Here is a 20,200-nt window from a genome sequence, read left to right as displayed (position 1 = left end):
GGTTCCGGTTCAGCCGCGGGCGACCAGCGCCATCGCCCGGATCGGGCTGCCGGTGCCCTTGACGATCTTCAGCGGCGCGGCGATCAGGATCGCGCCCTTGGGCGGCAGCTTGTCGAGATTGGCGAGCGAAGCCAGACCATATTTGTTGGCAGCATGCAGCAGGTTATGCGCCGGGTAGGGTGGTTCCATGCCGCCAGCCTGACCGGCATCGGTGCCGATGCACTGGTTGCCCCAGCCGATCACGCCCTTGGACAGGATGTACTGAATGCAATCCACGGTCGGGCCAGGCGAATGCGGACCGGTTTCGTCGGCGTTGAGATAGGCCGCTTGATCACCGGCGCGGGAATCCCAGTCGGAGCGCATCACTACCCATTCACCGGCCTTGATTTCACCATGCTCGGCTTCCCAGGCCTTGACGCCAGCAGCGTCGAGCAGGAAGTTGGGGTTCTTGGCCACTTCAGCGGAGCAATCGATCACATTGACCGGTGCCACGAAATTCTGCGGTGGAATGGAATCGGTGTAGCCATCGGCATAGTCCTTGCCGGTGATCCAGTGATGCGGTGCATCGAAATGGGTGCCGGAGTGCTCGCCGATCTTGAGCCAGTTCCAGGCAAAAAACGGGCCGTCGCTGTCATATTCGGAAATCTTGTGAATTTCGATCTTGGGCGTGTTCTTGGCAAAATCTTCCGGCAATTGAAGAAGCGGCGTGTCAGGGCCAAGCAGGCCTGAGAGGTCAACCACCTCGACCTTTCCCTCAAGCAGCATTCCAGCGAGATTTCCCAGTGTGTCAGCGGCGTTCATCAATCGTCCTCCCGAAGCAAGCCTTAACGTGGCGATGGCAGGGCGACAGTGGCCCCGCAGGTAATCCGTACAAATAGATGCTAGACATAATAATATGCATTTGCAATTATAAATCTTGGGAAGAGGGGTGTCGTAGTGCCGCAAGAGTATGACGCGATCATTATCGGGGCCGGGCTCAACAGCCTGGCTTGTGCTGCGCATCTGGGCGCCAAGGGATGGCGAGTGGCGGTTTTCGAACAGGCTGCGACCCCAGGCGGCGCCGTCAAGACATTGGAACTGACCGCGCCCGGGTTCCGTCACGATTGGGCGGCGATGAACTTAAGTCTTTTTGCCGGTTCGGCTTTTTTCAAGGCCTATGGCGAGGACCTGGGCAGGTATGGGCTCGCGTTTGCGCCGGCTTCGCATTGCTTTGCCAGTGTCTTCGACGACGGCAAATGGTTCGGCGTCAGCACCGGTGCAGGGGAAACGCGGGCGCGGATCGCGGCGTTCTCCGAAGCTGACGCAGAGACCTGGGACCGGCTTTGCGGCGAGTTTCCGGGAACCGCGGAAATCATTTTTGCACTGCTGGGAAATCCCATGCAAATGCATGTACAAGGCCGTCTTTTGGCAAAAACCCTGTTTCGCAAGGGATTTTCATGGACTGCCGAACTGGTGCGCTTGTTGTTGTCTTCGCCGCGTCAGTTTCTCACAGAGACGTTCCAGTCCGAACATATTCGAACCACGCTGGCGGCCTGGGGAATGCATCTTGATTTTGCCCCCGACATGGCCGGTGGGGCGGTGTTTCCCTATCTCGAATCGATGGCCAACCAGCATTTCGGCATGGTCATCGGCCAGGGTGGCGCCGATACGGTGACGCGGGCGGTGGTGGCCAAGATCGAAGCTGACGGTGGTGAGATCCATTGTGGCAAGCGCGTCAGCAAAGTGCTGCGCGAGGGCGGCAAGGCCATCGGGATCGAGCTCGACGACGGCACCCAGATCAAGGCCCGCAAAGCGGTTATTGCCAATGTGGCGCCCGGTGGGTTGATGGATCTGCTTGAGGGCCAGTCGGGCGATGAGACGTTTGACGGCAAGATGCGCGGCTTCAGCCATGCGCCCGGCACGATGATGATCCATTTGGCGCTCGACGGGCTGCCGGACTGGAGCGCGAGCGAGGAGCTCAAGCAATTCGCCTATGTGCATATCGCGCCGTTGCTTGATCAGATGGCGCGCACCTATCAACAGGCCAAGGCTGGGTTGCTGCCCGATGAGCCGGTGCTGGTGGTGGGTCAGCCGACCGTGGTCGACCCAAGCCGCGCGCCCGAAGGCAAGCACACATTGTGGGTGCAGGTGCGGATGGTGCCCGGCGAGATCAAGGCAGATGCGGGCGGCGAAATCACCAGCACCGACTGGGCCGAGGTCAAGGAAATCTACGCGGACCGGGCAATCGCCATCATCGAGCGCCATGCGCCGGGGCTTGCGCAAAAAATCATACACCGCACGGTGGTGTCGCCGCTCGATCTGCAGGCGGACAACCCCAACCTGGTCGGCGGTGACCAGATTGCCGGCAGCCATCACCTATCTCAAAATTTCCTGTTTCGTCCGGCCTTGGGCCACGCGACCGGAAAGACCCCCATCGACGGATTGCATCTGACCGGCGCCAGCGTGTGGCCGGGAGCGGGCACCGGCGCGGGATCGGGATACATGCTCGCCCAGAAACTGGGCGGGAAATGACACAACAAAGAGCAGGGAGAACAGCATGAAACAGGTTTCTCGTCGTACGGTGCTCAAGGGCACGGCGGCGGCAATGGCGATCAGCGCCTTTGCCGGTCCGGCACTCGCCCAGGGCATCGAAGAACTCGTCATCGCCTATAACGTCAACTTGCCGTCGTGGGACCCGACCGTGGGTCCATCGGCCGTCAACCCGACCATTCAGGGCATCTACCAGTCGGTGTTCGATCAGTTCATCCTGCAGCAGCCAGACCTGTCGCCGGCGCCCGGATTGCTTACCGAATGGGGCTGGAACGACGACAAGACCAAGGTCATGATGAAGGTGCGCGAAGGCGTAACCTGGCATGACGGCTCGCCGTTTACTGCTGAAGATGTTGCCTGGTCGCTCACCCGCGCAGCTGATGAGAAAACTGGCAACCCGATCCAGTTCATCTGGTCAACGCTCGGCAACATCAAGGCCGAAGGCAACATGGTCACCGCCGATGTGACACGCTTCGAGCCGACCATCTTCAAATGGATGTACTTCCTCACCGGCTACGTTCTGCCCAAGGCCTATTATGAAAAGGTCGGCGCCGATGGCTTCGAGGCTGCGCCGATCGGTACCGGCCCCTACATGGTCGACAAGTTCGAGCGCAATGCGTTCGTCCGTCTCAAGGCCAACCCGAACTACTGGGGCGGCAAGCCGGAATTTGAAAGCGTGACCATCAAGTTCGTCACCGATTCCGCCTCGCGTGTCGCCGAGATTGAATCCGGCAACGCCCATGTCACGTTGGAAATGCCCTATGAGGAATATGACCGGCTCAAGGGCGGCAATGGCATCATGGGGACGGCCGCGCCGATCTCCGATATCGGCATGATCTTCCTCAACGATATCGACGTGATGCTCGATCCCAACGTGCGCAAGGCAGCGGCGATGTCGATCGACAAGAAGCTGATCATCGATCGGTTGCTGTCGGGCTACGGTGTTCCAATCGATACGCTGCAAACGCCTGAATACATTGCCTATGATTCCTCGATCAAGGTTCCCTACGATCCCGAAAAGGCCAAGAAATTGCTGGGCGCGTCGGGCTATTCGCCGGAGAATCCGGTCAAGTTCAAGATCCAGACCACGCGTGGTTTCAAGCCGAAGGACTACGAAATCATCCAGGCGATCGCCGGGCTGTGGCGCAAGATCGGTATCGAGGCCGAAATCGAGGTCTACGAGATCGCCAAGCATTACGAACTGCGTGCTGCCGACCAGTTGGCACCGGCGGCGTTCTACAACTGGGGCAACTCGGTGGGCGATCCGACCACATCAACCGGTTTTGCCATGTTCGGCCCATCGCCGCACTCGGTGTGGGACGGTCAGGACCTGATCGACATGATCGGACCGCTCTGGGGCGAGGCCGATGAAGACAAGCGCATCGCCGGCTGGAAGGATGTTGATCGTTACATCGCCGAGAACGCGCTGGTGATCCCGCTGTTGCAGTATGTACAGCCAATCCTGCACATCGAGGGCGTCAAGGTGACCCCGCATGCGTCGGGCTCGCTGCTTCCGCATCTGATGACGCGAGCCAAGTAACCCCTAAACGATCACGCGGCCGCTGCCTTTTCGAGGTGGCGGCCGCATTTTCAGGAATACCGATTTGATACTGTTGCGCGCGACCTTGCTTCGTCTGGCGACCATGTCCGTTACCCTGGTCGGCGCGGCGGTGGTGGTGTTTTTTGTCATCCGCGTGGTGCCGGGAAACCCGATCGCCATGATGCTGCCGCCAGGGGCTACCGAGGACGACATTGCCCGGTTGACCGCCCATTACGGGCTCGACAAATCGATCATCGAGCAGTTCGGGATTTGGCTCGGCGGCGTGTTCAGGGGCGATTTCGGCACCTCGATCTCGCTACGGCAGCCGGTGATGCCGCTGGTGCTGGGGCGGTTGCCGGCAACGCTGGAACTGGCAATTTTTGCGCTGGTGATTGCTGTCGTGATCGGCGGCGCGTTGGCGCTGACAGGCGTGCGCTACCGGGCAACGCGCACCGAAACGGCGATCGATGTCGCCAACGGCGTCGGGCTGTCGATCCCGGATTTTCTCTGGGCGCTGATCCTGATCGTGCTGTTTGGCGTACTGATGCCGGTGTTTCACATTTCTGGGCGGATTTCACCGTCGCTGGATCTGCCGTTCGTCACCCAGTTCTACGTATTCGAGAGCATTTTGCGGCTCCGCTTCGATCTGTGGTGGGACCTGCTCAAACACATGTTCATGCCGGCGTTGGCGCTGGCAATCCCGCTCGCGGCGATCATCAGCCAGTTGCTCAAGCAATCGCTAAAGGAAACCATGCATCTCGATTATGTCACACTGTCGCGCACCAAGGGCTATGGCGAAAACCATGTGATCATTTCCGAGGCGCTGCCCAATGCGGTGCTGCCGACGCTGACGCTGATTGGTGTGCAATTCACCTTCCTGATCGGCGGCACGGTGATCATCGAGCGGCTCTTTTCCTATGAGGGGCTCGGCAACATGGCGATCGATGCCGTCATCAACCGCGACCTGCCGCTGATCCAGGGCATCGTCATCGTCTTCGCACTGCTGTTTACCGTCATCAACCTAGTGGTCGACATGACCTACGCGTTGCTCAATCCGAGGCTGCGGCATGCTTGATGGCAGGGACACCATTCGCCGCCGCGCCGGCGCCCGGCTCTGGCTGGCGGGCATCTGGCTTGGTCTGATGGCGTTGATGGCGCTGTTTGCGCCGCTGGTCAGTCCGCACGATCCGCTGGCGCAGGACCTGTTTGCCGGCCGGTTGCCGCCGTTCTGGGCCGCCGGCGCCGATCCCGCCTATCTGCTTGGGACCGACAGCCTCGGCCGTGATGTGCTTTCTCGCATCATCCATGGTGGCCGGATTGCCTTCTCGGTAGCGCTTGCCGCGGGGCTCGCCACCGCGCTGGTTGGCTCGGTGCTGGGGTTGCTGGCGGGTTACATGCGCGGCTGGGTCGATGTGGTGATATCGCGGCTGGTCGAGATCTGGATGGCGTTCCCGCCGGTGTTGTTCGCGATCCTGCTGATCGCGGTGCTCGGCACCGGGCTGAGTTCGATCATCATCGCCATCGTGGTGATCGACTGGACCCGGTTCTGCCGGGTAGTGCGGGCTGAGGCGATGAACCAGTCGGCGATGGATTATGTCTCGAGCGCGATTGTCGCGGGAAGGCCGCGCAGGGACATCCTGTGGCGCGAAATCCTGCCCAATGTGCTGCCGACCATCGTCGTGCTGCTGACTCTGGAGATGGGAATTGCGGTGATCGTCGAGGCGATCCTGTCGTTCGTTAACCTGTCGATTTCCACCGACGCACCGACCTGGGGCGGAATGATTGCCGAGGGTCGCACCTCGATCTACCAGGCTTGGTGGGTGCTGGCGTTCCCGCTTGCCGTGTTGTTTTTGACCGTCCTGTCCTTCAGCCAATTTGGCGAAGGGCTCAAGGACCGCTTCGATCCGGTGCTGCGATGACTGCGTTCCTGAGTGTCAGCAATCTGTCAGCGTCAATCCGCGGCAACCAGCAGCGGGTGTTGCGCTCGGTGTCGTTCTCCATCGACACCGGCGAAGTGCTGGGGCTGGTGGGCGAGAGCGGCGCCGGCAAGAGCATGATCGGCAAGGCAGTGCTGGGTATTTTGCCGGTAGCAATCGATATCACCGAGGGCGAGATCCTGCTCGACGGCCACGACCTGCTGGCCATGCGTCCCAAGGATCGGCGCCGACTGATCGGCGCCACTGCAGCGCTGATCCCGCAGGACCCGTTGACCGCGCTCAACCCGTCGCGACGGATCGAGCCGCAGATCACCAACCGGCTGGTCGATATCCTGGGTTGGACCAAGGCCAAGGCCCGGGTGCGGGCGATGGAACTGCTCGACGAGGTGTCGATCGATAATCCCGAACGGGTGATGGCCAGCTATCCGCATGAACTCTCGGGCGGCATGCGCCAGCGGGTACTGATTGCCTCGGCCTTTGCGGCCAACCCCAAGTTGGTGGTGGCCGATGAGCCGACCACCGCGCTGGATGTAACTGTGCAAAAGCAGATCCTGCGGCTGATCCGCGAGTTGCAGGCGCGTCACGCCACGGCGATGGTGTTTGTTACCCACGATCTCGGTGTTGTCTCGAAGATCTGCCAGCGACTGTCGGTGCTCTATGGCGGCATGGTGGTGGAAGATTCCACCGTGGCGGAATTTTTCGATGGCCCCAAGCACGCCTATTCGCGGGCGCTGCTGGCGGCGACGCCGAAATACACTGATCCCGACGCCTCGCTCTTGCCAGTCGATGAAGCCGTGATCGAACAGGTGGCCGGGGAAGTTCTGGCCGCTGACCGGGGGTGGCGTCATGGCGCTTGATGACAGCCTGTTTTCGGTCTCCGCACTCGAGGTGGCGCTGCCTGATATGGCGGCCAAGCCGGTGTTCGGTCGGGCGCCGATGATCCCGATCCTCAAACGGATCGATCTGGAGATTGGCCGTGGCTCGGTGCTGGGCATCGTCGGCGGCTCGGGATCAGGTAAATCAACACTGGGCCGGGCGCTGTTGCGGCTGATAGAGCCTGTCGGCGGTTCCATCCGTTTTGACGGGCAGGACATAACCCATCTTGGCGAAGACAGTTTGCGGCCGATCCGGCGGCGAATGCAGATGATTTTTCAGGACCCGATGTCCTCGCTCAATCCGCGCCGCAGGATCGGAGCCATCATCGCCGACCCGATTTTGATGCACGGCTTCGACCGGATTAATGCGCGGGTTGACGAGGCGCTCGATCATGTCGGGTTGCCACGCACATTCCGCAGCCGCTATCCGCATGAACTTTCCGGCGGTCAGCGCCAGCGCGTCGGCATTGCCCGGGCGATTGCGCTCAAGCCGGAATTCATTCTCGCCGACGAGATCGTGTCGGGCCTTGATGTGTCGTCGCAGGCGCAGGTACTCAATGTGCTCGGCAATCTGGTTAAGGAGCTGGGGCTGACGCTGGCTTTCATCAGCCATGACCTTTCGGTTATCCGGCGCCTGTGCGACCGTGTGATGGTGCTCAACCGTGGCGAGATCGCGGAATACGCAACCGCCGGCGAATTGTTCAGGGCGCCGCAATCGGCCTACACGCGCGAATTGCTGGACGCCATTCCCTTGCCCGATCCGAACCAGGCCAACTGGTAGGCGGCAATCCCATAATTGGTGCGGAGGTGCGTTGTTGCCTAGCCGCAGATACCGGAGAGACAGACATGACACCGCAATCCACATCGGCAAATGGCGACGGCTCGGGCTACCTGCTTTACCATTCGATCGGTCAGTACCCGGGCAAGACCGAGGCGATGGCCACGGCATTGACCGCGTTTTCCGAATGCTGGGGCGCGCCCAATGACGATCAATGGGGCTATGCGCTGGGCCAGCGGCAGCGGTTCATCGAATTATGGAGCGCGCTGATCAAGGCGCCATCGGCGTCGCTCACCACCACCGAGAACGTGACCAGCTCACTGGCGGCGATGATCATGGCGCTGCCGCGGGAAGAACTTGAGGGCAAGGTCGTGCTGGTGGCAGGTGACTGTTTCCCGAGCCTGCATTTCCTGCTTACCGGCATGGCTGACCGCTATGGCTTCGAGCTGCGCACCGTGCCGCTACGCGAAGAAGCGCATTGGGTTGCGGACGAGGATGTCATCGCCGCATGGGGGCCGGAAGTTGGCTTGGCGCTGCTGACCTGGGTGAGTTCGACCTCGTCGCATCGCTGCGATCTGGCCACGCTGGTTGCGCATGGACGCAAGCAGGGTTCGGTGATCGGCGTCGACATCACCCAGGCTGCCGGGTTGATGGCGTATCACAGCATGGCCGTTGGAGCCGATTTTTCGGTCTCCACCAGCCTGAAATGGATGTGTGGATCACCCGGCGGCGGCATTTTGCAGGTGATGCCCGACGTGATCGCGCGCTGCCAGCCGGCGCTTCGCGGCTGGTTCAGCCAGGACAACATCTTTTCCTGGGACATCAATGCGTTTGCCTATGCGCCTGACATTCGCCGTTTTGACAATGGGACGCCTTCGGTGATGGCATGTGCGGCCAGCGTGCCCGCGCTCGAGTGGCATGCAAGCCAGGACTGGGATGCCCAGCTCGCCAAAAACCGTGCGCTCAGCGATGTGATCATCTCTGCCGCCGACAAGGCCGGGTTCGAACTGGTTTCGCCTCGCGATCCTGCCGAGCGTGGCGGCAGCGTGATGATGCGTCTGCCCGAAAGTATCGACCCGCAGGTGCTGCTGGCCGATCTGCGCTCGCGTTCGGTGTATGCCGACGCGCGGGGTCAGATTCTGCGCTGTTCGCCCGGCTTCATGACCATTGAGGCCGGCGTCGAACGGCTGGCGCAGGCGCTGCTGGAGGTGGCAAACCCGGCGGCCTGACCGCTTAGGATTCACACTTGGTTTTGCACCCAGTGTTGCTTTTTTCGCTGCGGGCAAGACCGTCGACAAGGCGCGGACGGGCAGGCGATCATTCTTGTGGCTTAAAAAGTTTATGCTTGAAATATATCTGACGAGGCGTAGGATTATCTAGCTGACAACCACAGTGGAGGAGCGAAGATCATGAGAGTCGTTTGTTTGGGTGGCGGACCCGCCGGTCTCTATTTCGCGATTTCCATGAAACTGCGCGACCCGTCGCATGAGGTGGTGGTGGTCGAGCGCAACAAGCCCGATGACACGTTTGGCTGGGGCGTGGTGCTGTCCGACGAGACGCTGGACAATCTGGCCGAGAACGATGCGGAAAGCGCCGCCTCGATCCGTGCCCACTTTGCCTACTGGGACGATATCGCGGTTCATTTCAAGGATACCAAGACGGTGTCGACCGGCCACGGCTTCTGCGGCATTGGCCGCAAGCAGTTGCTGTTGTTGCTTCAGGCGCGGGCTAGGGAACTGGGCGTTGAATTACGCTTTGAGACCGACGTCAAGGAAACCGCAGCCTATGCCAGGGAATTTGATCTGGTGGTTGCCGCCGACGGGCTGAATTCTCGCACCCGGACCGAATTTGCCGACGCATTTGAGCCGGAAGTCGATATCCGTGCCTGCAAATTCGTCTGGCTCGGGACTCACCAGAAGTTCGATGACGCCTTTACCTTCATTTTCGAGGAAACCGACAAGGGTTGGCTCTGGGCGCACGCCTATCAGTTCGATGATGAGACAGCGACATTCATCGTCGAATGCAACGAGGAGACCTTCAACGCCTACGGGTTTGGCGAGATGAGCCAGCAGGAATCGATCGCGGTCTGCGAGAAGATTTTTGCCAAGCATCTCGGCGGTCACAGCCTGATGACCAATGCCAGCCATATTCGTGGGTCGGCCTGGATCAATTTCCCACGCGTGTTGTGCACGCGCTGGAGCCACGAAAACATCGTGTTAATGGGCGATGCTGCAGCGACTGCGCATTTTTCCATCGGTTCGGGCACCAAACTGGCGCTCGAAAGCGCGATTGCACTGGCAAACTATTTGCACTCGGAGCCAACGCTGCCGAAGGCGTTCGACAAATACGAAGATGAGCGACGGCTGGAAGTGCTGCGGCTGCAGTCGGCGGCGCGCAACTCGATGGAGTGGTTTGAGGAAATCGGCCGCTATTTCCATCTCGATCCGGTGCAGTTCAACTATGCGCTTCTCACCCGATCACAGCGCATCAGCCACGAAAATCTGCGGATGCGCGATGCGGAATGGCTCAAGGATGCGGAACGCTGGTTCCAGACCCAGGCCGGCATTGCCGCCAATGCACCGGTGCGCCACCCGATGTTCGTGCCCTACAAGCTGCGCGACATGGAGCTCAAGAACCGCGTCGTGGTTTCGCCGATGGCGCAGTACAAGGCTGTCGATGGCTGCCCCACCGACTGGCACCTGGTGCACTACGGAGAACGCGCCAAGGGCGGCGCCGGGCTGGTCTATACCGAGATGACCTGCGTGTCGCCGGAAGGCCGGATCACGCCGGGTTGCCCGGGATTTTATGCGCCCGAGCATGAGGCAGCCTGGAAGCGCATTGTCGATTTCGTCCATAGTGAAAGCGACGCGAAAATCTGCATGCAGATTGGTCATTCCGGGGCCAAGGGGTCAACCCAACTTGGTTGGGAGATCATGGATGCACCGTTAGACAGCGGCAACTGGCCGATCATGGCTGCCTCCGGCGTTGCCTGGTCGAGCGCCAACCAGACGCCCAAGGCGATGACCCGGCACGACATGGATCAGGTGCGTGACCAGTTTGTCACTGCTGCGGAAATGGCCGACCGGGCCGGTTTCGACATGATCGAAATCCACATGGCGCATGGCTATCTGCTGTCTTCCTTCATCACGCCGCTGACCAACCGGCGCGACGACGAGTATGGCGGCAGCCTCGAAAACCGCATGCGCTATCCACTGGAAATCTATCAGGCAATGCGCGAGGCCTGGCCGCAGCACAAGCCAATCTCGGTGCGGATCTCGGCCAATGACTGGGTCGGCGAAGATGGGATTACACCTGCCGATGCAGTCGAAATCGCCCGTCTGCTCAAAGACGCCGGTGTCGATATCTGTGATGTTTCGGCGGGTCAGACGTCGAAGCTGGGTCAGCCGGTCTATGGCCGGATGTTCCAGACCCCATTCGCAGATCGGATCCGCAACGAAGTGGAGATGGCGACCATGGCGGTCGGCAATATCTATGAGCCGGATCATGTCAATTCGATCCTGATGGCCGGCCGCGCCGATCTGGTGTGCCTGGCGCGTCCGCATCTTGCTGATCCCTACTGGACCCTGCACGCGGCAGCCACGCTGGGCGACCGCGCGGAAAAATGGCCCGATCCCTATCATCCCGGCCGCGACCAGCTCTGGCGGTTGGCAGAACGCGCCGAGACCATGCTCGGCAAGGTGTGATCATGACGGAACTGATGGGACATCACGCGATCGTCACCGGCGCCGGTTCGGGCGCAGGCGAGGCGATTGCCGTGGCGTTGGCGGAACAGGGCGCGAAGGTGACCGCAATCGGCCGCCGGCAGGCCCCGCTGGATGCGCTGGCCTCGCGGTGGGATCGTATCTTTCCAATTGCTGCCGACGTCACCGATTCCGAGGCGATGGCCGCAGCGATTGCCAAGGCCGTCGAAAAACATGGCGCGCCGACCATTGTCATCGCCAATGCCGGATCGGCGGAGAGCGCGCCGTTCCTGCGCACTGGCGTCGACATGTTCCGCGCCACGCTGGATGTGAATTTGACCGGCGTGTTCAACACCTTCCAGGCCTGTCTTGCGAAAATGAATCAGAAACAGCCCGGCCGCCTGATCGCCATTGCGTCGACGGCAGGGCTGAAGGGCTATGCCTATGTCGGCGCCTATTGCGCGGCCAAGCACGGCGTCATCGGCCTGGTGCGCAGCCTCGGCCTTGAACTCGCCAAGACCGGAGTGACGGTCAATGCCATTTGTCCGGGTTTTACGGACACGCCGATGCTGCACCGCTCGATCGACAACATCGTCGAGAAAACCGGGCGCAGCCGTGAAGACGCCGAAGCGTCGCTGCGAGACGTCAATCCGCAGGGGCGGTTCATTCAGCCGGAGGAAATCGCCGACACGGCGATCTGGCTTTGCAGCGACGCCGCCGCTTCGATCACCGGCCAGGCAATCTCGCTGTCGGGGGAGAGACATGAGTGAAAACGGCACCCAGCCATCCGCCACGAAAACCGACCCCACTGTCGATGTTACTGCTTCGAAGGCGCGGCTGAGGCTGTGGTTGAAACTGCTCAAGGCGACCAAGCATGTCGAGGGTGAGTTGCGCGAGAATTTCCGCACCTCGTTTGATACCACCCTGCCGCGATTTGATGTGATGGCGGCCCTTTATCGCGCCGAAGCCGGGCTGAAAATGAGCCAGCTGTCGAGCGTGCTGCGGGTTTCCAACGGCAATGTCACCGGCATTGTTGACCGGCTGGTCGATGACGGCATGTTGGTCAGAGTTCCCGTGGATAATGACCGCCGCGCCACCACCGTCCGCCTGACCAAGGCGGGACGAGAACAATTTGCCCGGATGGCATCCAAGCACGAGGCATGGATTGATGATCTGTTGCACGGCGTCGACGCCGACGAGATCCATGACATGGCCGAGCAACTCGAGCGGATTGCCAGCAAGGCCAGCAAGGGAGAGACCTGATGTCCACCGATAGCCCCACCCATTTCCGACTGACCCTGACCGACGGTGTCGCCGAGGTCTCGCTTGACCGACCTGAGCGCAAGAATCCGCTGACGTTTGAAAGCTATGCCGAACTGCGCGACTGGTTCCGTGGGCTGGTTTACCGCGACGACGTCAAGGTGGTCATCTTCGGCTCCAATGGCGGTAATTTCTGCTCCGGCGGCGATGTCTTCGAGATCATCGGACCCTTGCTCGACAAGGACATGAAGGGGCTGCTCGCCTTCACCCGGATGACCGGCGATCTGGTCAAGGCGATTGTCGGCTGCGGCAAGCCGGTGATTGCAGCCGTTGACGGGATCTGCGCCGGCGCCGGCGCGATCATCGCCATGGCCAGCGATCTGCGCATGGCCACGCCGGAAGCCAAGACCGCGTTCCTGTTCAACCGTGTCGGGCTGGCCGGCTGCGACATGGGCGCGTGTGCGATCCTGCCGCGGATCATCGGTCAGGGCCGCGCTGCCGATCTGCTTTACACCGGACGCTCGATGAGCGCCGAGGAGGGCGAGCGCTGGGGTTTCTACAACAGGGTCGTTGCCGCTGATGAGATTGACGCTGAAGCGCGCAAGCTTGCCCGCAGGCTCGCCGATGGTCCGGGCTTTGCCAACATGATGACCAAGACCATGCTGGCGCAGGAATGGAACATGGGCATCGAGCAGGCGATCGAGGCGGAAGCCCAGGCCCAGGCGATCTGCATGCAGACCCAGGATTTCCGCCGCGCCTATGAGGCCTTCGCTTCCAAGCAGAAACCCGTATTCGAGGGCGATTGATGTCCGACTGCAGCTTTCTTCAATGGCCGTTTTTTGACGATGCCCACCGGGAACTGGCCGACCGTGCCGATCAGTGGGCGGCGGCCAATCTCGCGAACGTCGATCACGCCGATCTCGATGCCACCTGCAAGCGGCTGGTGGCGGCGCTGGGTGAGGCGGGCTGGCTTGAACTGACCGCTGTCGACCCTACAGATGAAAACTCCCGCATTGATGTGCGCAGCCTTTGCATCCTGCGTGAAACGCTGGCGCGCCATGACGGGCTAGCCGATTTTGCGTTTGCCATGCAGGGGCTTGGCACCGGCGCGATCTCGCTGTTTGGCACGGCTGCACAGAAAAGCGAGTGGTTGAACAAGACCCGCACAGGCAAGGCGCTGTCAGCATTCGCGCTGAGCGAACCGGCGTCGGGATCGGATGTGGCCAATATCGCCATGACCGCCACCCGCGATGGCGACGATTATGTGCTTGATGGCGAGAAGACCTGGATTTCCAATGGCGGCATCGCCGATGTCTACACGGTGTTTGCGCGCACCGGCGAAGCACCCGGCGCCAAGGGACTGTCGGTGTTCATCGTGCCTGCGGATACCCCGGGACTGGAGATTGCCGAACGGCTGGAAGTGGTGGCGCCGCACCCGCTTGCCCGGCTTGCCTTCAAGGGGTGCCGCGTTCCAGCTTCGGCGATGATCGGCAAGCCCGGCGAGGGGTTTCGCATTGCCATGTCGGTTCTCGACGTGTTCCGCTCGACGGTGGCGGCGGCGGCGCTGGGTTTTGCCCGGCGGGCGCTCGACGAAAGCATTGACCGCGTGACCGAGCGGGAACTGTTTGGCGCGCCGATGAGCGAATTGCAGATGGTGCAGGGTCATATCGCCGACATGGCGCTGGATGTCGATGCTTCGGCGCTGCTGGTCTACCGGGCCGCATGGCTGAAAGATCATGGGGCGGCCCGGGTCAGCCGCGAGGCGGCGATGGCCAAGCTTTATGCCACCGATCACGCCCAGGACGTGATCGACAAGGCGGTGCAACTGCATGGCGGCGACGGTGTTCGCAAGGGTCATATCATCGAAAGCCTGTACCGGGAGATCCGGGCGCTGCGGATCTACGAGGGCGCCTCCGACGTGCAGAAAGTGGTGATTGCCCGCCAAACGCTGATCAATTCGAAAGGACGATAAAGTGCTGGGACCATCGGGTCATGTGGACACGTTCACACGCGACAATCTTCCGCCGGCCGCGCAATGGCCGGATTTCCTGCTCGACGGGTTCGAATATCCCAAATGGCTCAATTGTGGCTATGAGCTGACCGATGCGATGGTGGCCCGGGGATTCGGCGATCATACCGCGCTGATCGGCAATGGCCGGATCAGGACCTACAAGGAACTGACTGACTGGACCAACCGGATTGCCCACGTGATGGTCGAGGATTACGGCATCAAGCCCGGCAACCGCGTGCTGGTGCGTTCGGCCAACAATCCGGCGATGGTCGCGGTCTGGCTGGCGGCAACCAAGGCCGGGGCGGTGGTGGTCAACACCATGCCGATGCTGCGTGCATCCGAACTTGGCAAGATTGCCGACAAGGCCGAGATTTCGCTGGCACTGTGCGACACAAGGCTGATGGACGAGATGGTCACCTGCGCCAAGCAGAACCGCTATCTCGACAAGGTGGTGGGCTTTGACGGCACCGCCAATCACGACGCCGAACTGGACCGTCTGGCGCTGTCGAAACCGGTCCGGTTCGATGCGGTCAAAACCGGTCGTGACGACGTGGCGCTGCTCGGGTTTACTTCCGGCACCACCGGCATGCCGAAGGCGACCATGCATTTTCATCGCGACATGCTGATCATCGCTGATGGCTACGCAAAGGAAGTGCTCGGCGTGACCCCCGAGGATGTGTTCATCGGCTCGCCGCCGCTGGCCTTTACCTTCGGACTTGGCGGCCTGGCGGTATTCCCGTTGCGTTTCGGTGCCGCCGCGGCGCTGCTCGAGCAGGCAACGCCGGCCAACATGGTCGAGATCATTCAGAACCACAAAGCAACCGTGTGCTTTACCGCGCCGACCGCCTATCGCGCCATGCTGGCGGCGATGGAGGAGGGGGCCGACCTGTCCTCGCTGCGTGCTGCGGTTTCAGCCGGCGAAACGCTGCCGGCGCCAGTCTATCAGCAATGGATGGAAAAGACCGGCAAGCCGATGCTCGATGGTATCGGTGCCACCGAGATGCTGCATATCTTCATCTCCAACCGATTTGGAAATTCGCATCCTGCCTGCACCGGCCTTCCGGTGAGCGGCTACGAAGCGCGTATCGTCGACGAGGACATGAATGAACTGCCGCGCGGTGAAATCGGCCGGTTGGCGGTGCGGGGTCCTACCGGTTGTCGTTATCTCGACGATTCCGAGCAACAGCAGAAATATGTGCGCAACGGCTGGAACCTGACCGGTGATTCGTTCTGGCAGAGCGAGGACGGGCTGTTTCATTTCGCCGCCCGCAGCGACGACATGATCGTTTCCGCCGGCTACAACATCGCCGGACCCGAGGTGGAGGCGGCGCTTCTCGCCCATGCGGAGGTGGCCGAATGCGGCGTGATCGGCGTTGCCGACGAAGCCCGTGGCCAGATCGTCCAGGCCCATATCGTGCTTGTCTCCGGTGTGGCCGGCACTGCCGAGACCGCCAAGCGGCTGCAGGATCACGTCAAGGCGGTGATCGCCCCCTACAAATATCCCCGGTCGATTGTTTTCATCGACGCGCTGCCGAAAACCCAGACCGGCAAGATCCAGCGTTTCAGACTTCGCACCGGTAGCCAGAACTGAATTTCTGCTGTCCGGACATGCCGGTCAGCTATACGCCCCATTCACGTTATCCAAGGACACATCATCATGATCGAAGCAGTCAATCCGCCGGATTGGGAAAAGCCCAAGGGCTACGCAAACGGCATGCTGGTTGACGGCCAGCGTTTGTACACCGGTGGCCAGATTGGCTGGAACAAGGATCAGGTGTTCGAGCACACTGATTTTGTCGGTCAGCTGGAGCAGACGCTCAGCAATATCGCGGCGATTGTCCGCGCCGCCGGGGGCGAGGTGACCGACATCGTGCGGCTGACCTGGTTCATCACCGACAAGAAGCAATATCTGGCCAGCCAGAAAGAGATTGGCGGCGCCTATCGCCGGGTACTGGGGCGGCATTTCCCGTCGATGTCGGTGGTGGTGGTTGCCGGGTTGATCGAGGATGAGGCGCTGGTCGAGATCGAGGCGACAGCCGAGATCGGAAAGTCGCAAAAGGAAGGGTGAAGCCATGACCGATTTCGAGGCCAGCCGCGCCAGGTTCGATCTGCCCGAGGGGGTGACCTATCTTGACGGCAATTCGCTCGGGCCGATGCCGAAATCTGCAGTCGAGCGGGCGCGACAGACCATCGCCGATGAATGGGGTCCGATGCTGATCACCGGCTGGAACAAGGCCGGCTGGATGAACCTTCCGGGTCAGTTGGGTGACCGCATTGGCCGGCTGATCGGCGCGCCCGCGGGCAGCACCGTGGTGGGCGACACATTGTCGATCAAGGTCTATCAGGCTGTGGCCTCGGCGCTCGAACTCAGGCCCAGCCGCAAGACGGTTCTGTCGGATAACGGTAATTTCCCGAGCGATCTCTACATGGCCGACGGTCTGCTCAGGAGCCTTGGCCAGGGCCATGATCTCAAGGTGGTGGATCCCGAAGCGGTGCTCGACGCGATCGACGAGAGCATTGCGGCGGTGATGCTGACCCAGGTCGATTACCGCAGCGGCCGTCTCCACGACATAAAGAAGATCACCGAAAAGGCCCATGCAGCCGGCGCCATCATGATCTGGGATCTGGCCCATTCGGCCGGCGCTTTGCCCATCGATTTGACTGCATGCAATGCCGATTTCGCGGTCGGATGCACCTACAAATATCTCAATGGCGGCCCCGGTGCGCCGGCGTTCATTCATGTTCGCCCCGATCTGATTGATCAGGTCCGTCCGGCGCTGTCGGGCTGGCTCGGCCATGCCGCGCCGTTTGCCTTCGATCTCGATTATCGCCCCGGCGACGGCATCAGCCGGATGCGGGTTGGCACGCCACCGGTAATCCAGATGGCGGTGCTTGACGCTGCGCTCGATGCCTTCGATGACATCAGCATGGAGGCGCTTCGGGCGCGCTCGATCGAGCTGTCGGAAAGGTTCATCAGCGAAGTCGAGGCCGGGTGCAAGCAGGTGGAACTCGTCAGCCCGCGTGACCCGCAGGCCCGTGGCAGTCAGGTTTCGTTCCGTTTTGCCGAAGGTTATGCGGCGATGCAGGCGCTGATCGCCCGCGGCGTGATCGGCGATTTCCGGGCACCCGACACCATGCGTTTCGGCTTCTGCCCGCTCTACAACACGCTTGAAGAGGTGAGCCACGCGGCGGCAGAGCTGTGTGATATCATCGCCACGGACGGTTGGGATAAGCCGGCGTTCAAGACCCGGAAGGCCGTGACATGAGCGAGGGGGGCGACTACGACCCGTCCAGCGAAGGCGCGACCATGAATTTCGACGGGCGTATGGCCTATGGTGACTATCTGTGCCTCGATCAGGTGCTGGGAGCGCAAAAGCCCCGGACCGACGCCCATGACGAGATGCTGTTCATCATTCAGCACCAGACTTCGGAATTGTGGATGCGGCTGGCGATCCACGAGATTGTCGCTGCCCGCGAGGCGATCCGTGCGGACCAGTTGCAGCCGGCGATGAAGACGCTGGCGCGGGTGTCGCGGATATTCGAACAGCTTAATAACGCCTGGGACGTGCTTCGGACCATGACGCCGAGCGACTATACCCATTTTCGCAGCAAGCTGGGTCAGTCCTCGGGGTTTCAGTCCTGGCAGTATCGGGTGATTGAATATGCGCTCGGCAACCGTAACCACGCGATGATGAAGCCGCATGCTCATGTCCCGGGGACACTGGCCAAGCTGGAAGCCGAACTCAATCAGCCGAGCCTTTACGACGAGGCGATACGGCTTGCCAAGCGTCACGGCATCGACATGCCGGAAGAGGTGTTGGGTCGCGATGTGCGCCATACCCACCAGCTTCATGATGGCGTGACTGCCGGCTGGAAGGTTGTCTACGAGGCCCCGGAGCAATATTGGGCGCTCTACGAGGTGGCCGAGAAGCTGGTCGATCTGGAGGACTATTTTCGCCGCTGGCGGTTCAATCATGTGACCACGGTGGAACGGGTGATCGGGCTCAAGCGCGGCACCGGTGGCACCGGCGGCACCAGCTATCTCAGGCGCATGCTCGATGTCGAGCTGTTTCCGGAATTGTGGCGGGTGCGCACAGAGTTGTAGGATGGCGTCAGCGACGCTTCGGGTTGCGGATTGAGGCCGTTGGAAAGGTGTGTCCTGGCACCGGTTCAATACCAGGTAAAAAGTTACGAAGCATCGCGAGGGATCGATGTTTTAGCCTTGAAATATATAGCCGGATCGATAATCTCGCCGCCTTGAGCCGGACGGGTGTTGTCGCAAACAGCAACTCTGCAAGGCAGGAAACATTGGCCTCTTCGATATCGGCGCCCCGAGTTTTTCTGCTCTGCTCGGGGAAATGCTGGGTTGGTTCGGCGAGACGCGAATGGTTGGACAAGCACGATCGGGAGAGATGCCAGTGGATGTACGCGCCGAAATCAGGTTACCCACCAACGAGCTGCGGGATGATCTTCCTTTCTATACCAAGACGCTGAAAATGCGTCTGGACATGATCTATCCGGCCGATGACCCGGAAGTAGCCGTGCTGTCGGGGCACGGGCTGCGCCTGCGGATCCAGAAGGGCGCGTCCGAAGCACCGGGTACGCTGCGCATCCTGACCGATGATCCGGACGGATTTGCCGAGGGAAAACGCGAACTGGTCGCGCCCAACGGCACCCGCATCGAAATTGACGAGCTCAACCCGCCCGTGGTCATGCCCGAAACCAAGCACGCCTTCGTGGTGCGGCGGTTGGCTGACCAAGCGCCGTGGGTGATCGGTCGTGCCGGAATGGAGTATCGCGACCTGGTGCCATCACGGCTGGGCGGCGCGATGATCGCCTCGCATATCCGCGTGCCTGACGGGCCGGTGCCTGACATGGTGCATTTCCACAAGGTCGGGTTCCAGCTGATTTTCTGCATCAGCGGCTGGGTCGATGTGCTTTATGAGGACCAGGGCGGAACCCGCCGACTGCGTGCCGGCGATTGCTTCATTCAGCCGCCAACCATCCGACACAAGGTGCTGCACGCCGCCGACGGCATCGAGGTGATCGAAATCGGCGTACCCGCAGACCATGTCACCGAGATCGATCATGATATGGAGCTGCCGACGCAGGTCGAACGACCTGATCGGGAGTGGGACGGGCAGCGGTTCGTCCACAGTCTCGCCAAGGAAGGCGTCTTCAAGCCGTTTCGGGTCCCGGGCTTCGAGGCGCGTGACACCACGATCAACGAGAACACCAAAGGTGTGGCTTCGGTGATGGTGGCGCGGCCGGTCGGGCAGGGTGATCCGGTCTGGACACGACATGATTGCGACATCCTATTCAATTTCGTGATGAGCGGCTCGATGCTGCTTGAGGGCGAGGGCAAGGAGCCCTATCGGCTTGAAAAAGGCGACGCATTTGTCGTTCCGCCGAAGATGGCGACGCGCTACACTGATCCAAGTGCTGATCTCCAGTTGCTGGAAGTCACGCTGCCCGGACCGTTCAAGACCGAGGTGGTGAAATAGTTCTGAGCGTTTTACAAACTGCCCGCACGCGCTCACTCAGCTTTGGGCATAACAATAAGATGGGA

The 20,200-nt window shown here is 61.1% G+C and carries 19 protein-coding genes; 17 read left to right on the top strand and 2 right to left on the bottom strand.

What is annotated here, in order from left to right; all coding sequences use genetic code 11:
* Positions 1-9: 9 nt before the first annotated feature.
* Positions 10-801, bottom strand: coding sequence for a cyclase family protein (locus tag OEG84_RS06850; RefSeq protein WP_267653041.1), 792 nt, complete (start codon positions 799-801; stop codon positions 10-12).
* 135 nt (positions 802-936) lie between these two features.
* On the opposite strand from OEG84_RS06850, the gene OEG84_RS06845 reads away from it, so the two are divergent.
* The 16 genes from OEG84_RS06845 (at position 937) to kynA (ending at position 18,736) form a co-directional block, all read left to right on the top strand.
* Positions 937-2,511: a phytoene desaturase family protein gene (locus OEG84_RS06845; protein ID WP_267653040.1), complete on the top strand. Its 1,575-nt coding sequence runs from the start codon at positions 937-939 to the stop codon at positions 2,509-2,511.
* 25 nt (positions 2,512-2,536) lie between these two features.
* Positions 2,537-4,069, top strand: coding sequence for an ABC transporter substrate-binding protein (locus OEG84_RS06840; RefSeq protein ID WP_267653039.1), 1,533 nt, complete (start codon positions 2,537-2,539; stop codon positions 4,067-4,069).
* A 67-nt stretch (positions 4,070-4,136) separates the two neighbouring features.
* Positions 4,137-5,144, top strand: coding sequence for an ABC transporter permease (locus tag OEG84_RS06835; RefSeq protein ID WP_267656109.1), 1,008 nt, complete (start codon positions 4,137-4,139; stop codon positions 5,142-5,144).
* Positions 5,137-5,988, top strand: coding sequence for an ABC transporter permease (locus OEG84_RS06830; protein WP_267653038.1), 852 nt, complete (start codon positions 5,137-5,139; stop codon positions 5,986-5,988). The genes OEG84_RS06835 and OEG84_RS06830 overlap by 8 nt, the downstream gene beginning before the upstream one ends.
* On the top strand, positions 5,985-6,863 hold the full coding sequence (locus tag OEG84_RS06825; protein ID WP_267653037.1) for an ABC transporter ATP-binding protein: 879 nt from the start codon (positions 5,985-5,987) through the stop codon (positions 6,861-6,863). Before OEG84_RS06830 ends, OEG84_RS06825 begins: the two co-directional genes overlap by 4 nt.
* Complete coding sequence (locus OEG84_RS06820; protein WP_267653036.1) at positions 6,853-7,662, top strand: ATP-binding cassette domain-containing protein; 810 nt, start codon at positions 6,853-6,855, stop codon at positions 7,660-7,662. Before OEG84_RS06825 ends, OEG84_RS06820 begins: the two co-directional genes overlap by 11 nt.
* A 65-nt stretch (positions 7,663-7,727) precedes the next feature.
* Complete coding sequence (locus tag OEG84_RS06815; RefSeq protein ID WP_267653035.1) at positions 7,728-8,888, top strand: aminotransferase class V-fold PLP-dependent enzyme; 1,161 nt, start codon at positions 7,728-7,730, stop codon at positions 8,886-8,888.
* Positions 8,889-9,068: 180 nt separating this feature from the next.
* Complete coding sequence (locus tag OEG84_RS06810) at positions 9,069-11,363, top strand: bifunctional salicylyl-CoA 5-hydroxylase/oxidoreductase (protein ID WP_267653034.1); 2,295 nt, start codon at positions 9,069-9,071, stop codon at positions 11,361-11,363.
* Between the two features lie 2 nt (positions 11,364-11,365).
* Positions 11,366-12,130: an SDR family NAD(P)-dependent oxidoreductase gene (locus OEG84_RS06805; RefSeq protein ID WP_267653033.1), complete on the top strand. Its 765-nt coding sequence runs from the start codon at positions 11,366-11,368 to the stop codon at positions 12,128-12,130.
* Positions 12,123-12,623, top strand: coding sequence for a MarR family winged helix-turn-helix transcriptional regulator (locus tag OEG84_RS06800; RefSeq protein ID WP_267653032.1), 501 nt, complete (start codon positions 12,123-12,125; stop codon positions 12,621-12,623). Before OEG84_RS06805 ends, OEG84_RS06800 begins: the two co-directional genes overlap by 8 nt.
* Positions 12,623-13,426 carry an enoyl-CoA hydratase family protein gene (locus OEG84_RS06795; RefSeq protein WP_267653031.1) on the top strand — a complete coding sequence of 268 codons (804 nt, stop codon included), beginning with the start codon at positions 12,623-12,625 and terminating at the stop codon, positions 13,424-13,426. Before OEG84_RS06800 ends, OEG84_RS06795 begins: the two co-directional genes overlap by 1 nt.
* Positions 13,426-14,592, top strand: coding sequence for an acyl-CoA dehydrogenase family protein (locus tag OEG84_RS06790; protein ID WP_267653030.1), 1,167 nt, complete (start codon positions 13,426-13,428; stop codon positions 14,590-14,592). The genes OEG84_RS06795 and OEG84_RS06790 overlap by 1 nt, the downstream gene beginning before the upstream one ends.
* Position 14,593: 1 nt before the next feature.
* The gene (locus tag OEG84_RS06785; RefSeq protein WP_267653029.1) at positions 14,594-16,222 is read left to right on the top strand and encodes an AMP-binding protein; all 1,629 of its coding nucleotides are present in this window, start codon (positions 14,594-14,596) and stop codon (positions 16,220-16,222) included.
* A gap of 66 nt (positions 16,223-16,288) precedes the next feature.
* Entirely contained in the window at positions 16,289-16,699 is a 411-nt protein-coding gene (locus tag OEG84_RS06780; protein ID WP_267653028.1) for a RidA family protein, read from the top strand.
* A 4-nt stretch (positions 16,700-16,703) separates the two neighbouring features.
* Positions 16,704-17,897 (top strand): kynureninase, encoded by a 1,194-nt coding sequence (gene kynU / locus OEG84_RS06775; protein WP_267653027.1) that lies wholly within the window; start codon positions 16,704-16,706, stop codon positions 17,895-17,897.
* Positions 17,894-18,736 (top strand): tryptophan 2,3-dioxygenase, encoded by an 843-nt coding sequence (gene kynA, locus OEG84_RS06770; RefSeq protein ID WP_267653026.1) that lies wholly within the window; start codon positions 17,894-17,896, stop codon positions 18,734-18,736. The genes kynU and kynA overlap by 4 nt, the downstream gene beginning before the upstream one ends.
* Positions 18,737-18,743: 7 nt before the next feature.
* Here the strand turns inward: kynA and OEG84_RS06765 are convergent, their stop codons facing one another.
* On the bottom strand, positions 18,744-19,028 hold the full coding sequence (locus OEG84_RS06765; protein WP_267653025.1) for a hypothetical protein: 285 nt from the start codon (positions 19,026-19,028) through the stop codon (positions 18,744-18,746).
* Between the two features lie 21 nt (positions 19,029-19,049).
* Here OEG84_RS06765 and OEG84_RS06760 point away from each other — a divergent pair, with 21 nt between their 5' ends.
* Positions 19,050-20,135 carry a cupin domain-containing protein gene (locus tag OEG84_RS06760; RefSeq protein WP_267653024.1) on the top strand — a complete coding sequence of 362 codons (1,086 nt, stop codon included), beginning with the start codon at positions 19,050-19,052 and terminating at the stop codon, positions 20,133-20,135.
* Positions 20,136-20,200: the final 65 nt, after the last annotated feature.

Origin of the sequence: Hoeflea algicola, assembly GCF_026619415.1 — a bacterium.
GTDB classification, from domain to species: domain Bacteria; phylum Pseudomonadota; class Alphaproteobacteria; order Rhizobiales; family Rhizobiaceae; genus Hoeflea; species Hoeflea algicola.
This window is presented reverse-complemented; position numbering and strand designations above follow the sequence as displayed.

Bases quoted from the DNA above. Each gene is read 5' to 3' on its own strand.
- OEG84_RS06795 (WP_267653031.1), top strand. From the start codon at position 12,623: ATGTCCACCGATAGCCCCACCCATTTCCGACTGACCCTGACCGACGGT.
- OEG84_RS06790 (WP_267653030.1), top strand. From the start codon at position 13,426: ATGTCCGACTGCAGCTTTCTTCAATGGCCGTTTTTTGACGATGCCCAC.
- OEG84_RS06815 (WP_267653035.1), top strand. From the start codon at position 7,728: ATGACACCGCAATCCACATCGGCAAATGGCGACGGCTCGGGCTACCTG.
- OEG84_RS06820 (WP_267653036.1), top strand. From the start codon at position 6,853: ATGGCGCTTGATGACAGCCTGTTTTCGGTCTCCGCACTCGAGGTGGCG.
- OEG84_RS06840 (WP_267653039.1), top strand. From the start codon at position 2,537: ATGAAACAGGTTTCTCGTCGTACGGTGCTCAAGGGCACGGCGGCGGCA.
- OEG84_RS06830 (WP_267653038.1), top strand. From the start codon at position 5,137: ATGCTTGATGGCAGGGACACCATTCGCCGCCGCGCCGGCGCCCGGCTC.
- OEG84_RS06780 (WP_267653028.1), top strand. From the start codon at position 16,289: ATGATCGAAGCAGTCAATCCGCCGGATTGGGAAAAGCCCAAGGGCTAC.
- OEG84_RS06825 (WP_267653037.1), top strand. From the start codon at position 5,985: ATGACTGCGTTCCTGAGTGTCAGCAATCTGTCAGCGTCAATCCGCGGC.
- OEG84_RS06850 (WP_267653041.1), bottom strand. From the start codon at position 801: ATGAACGCCGCTGACACACTGGGAAATCTCGCTGGAATGCTGCTTGAG.
- OEG84_RS06810 (WP_267653034.1), top strand. From the start codon at position 9,069: ATGAGAGTCGTTTGTTTGGGTGGCGGACCCGCCGGTCTCTATTTCGCG.
- OEG84_RS06800 (WP_267653032.1), top strand. From the start codon at position 12,123: ATGAGTGAAAACGGCACCCAGCCATCCGCCACGAAAACCGACCCCACT.
- OEG84_RS06805 (WP_267653033.1), top strand. From the start codon at position 11,366: ATGACGGAACTGATGGGACATCACGCGATCGTCACCGGCGCCGGTTCG.
- kynU (WP_267653027.1), top strand. From the start codon at position 16,704: ATGACCGATTTCGAGGCCAGCCGCGCCAGGTTCGATCTGCCCGAGGGG.
- kynA (WP_267653026.1), top strand. From the start codon at position 17,894: ATGAGCGAGGGGGGCGACTACGACCCGTCCAGCGAAGGCGCGACCATG.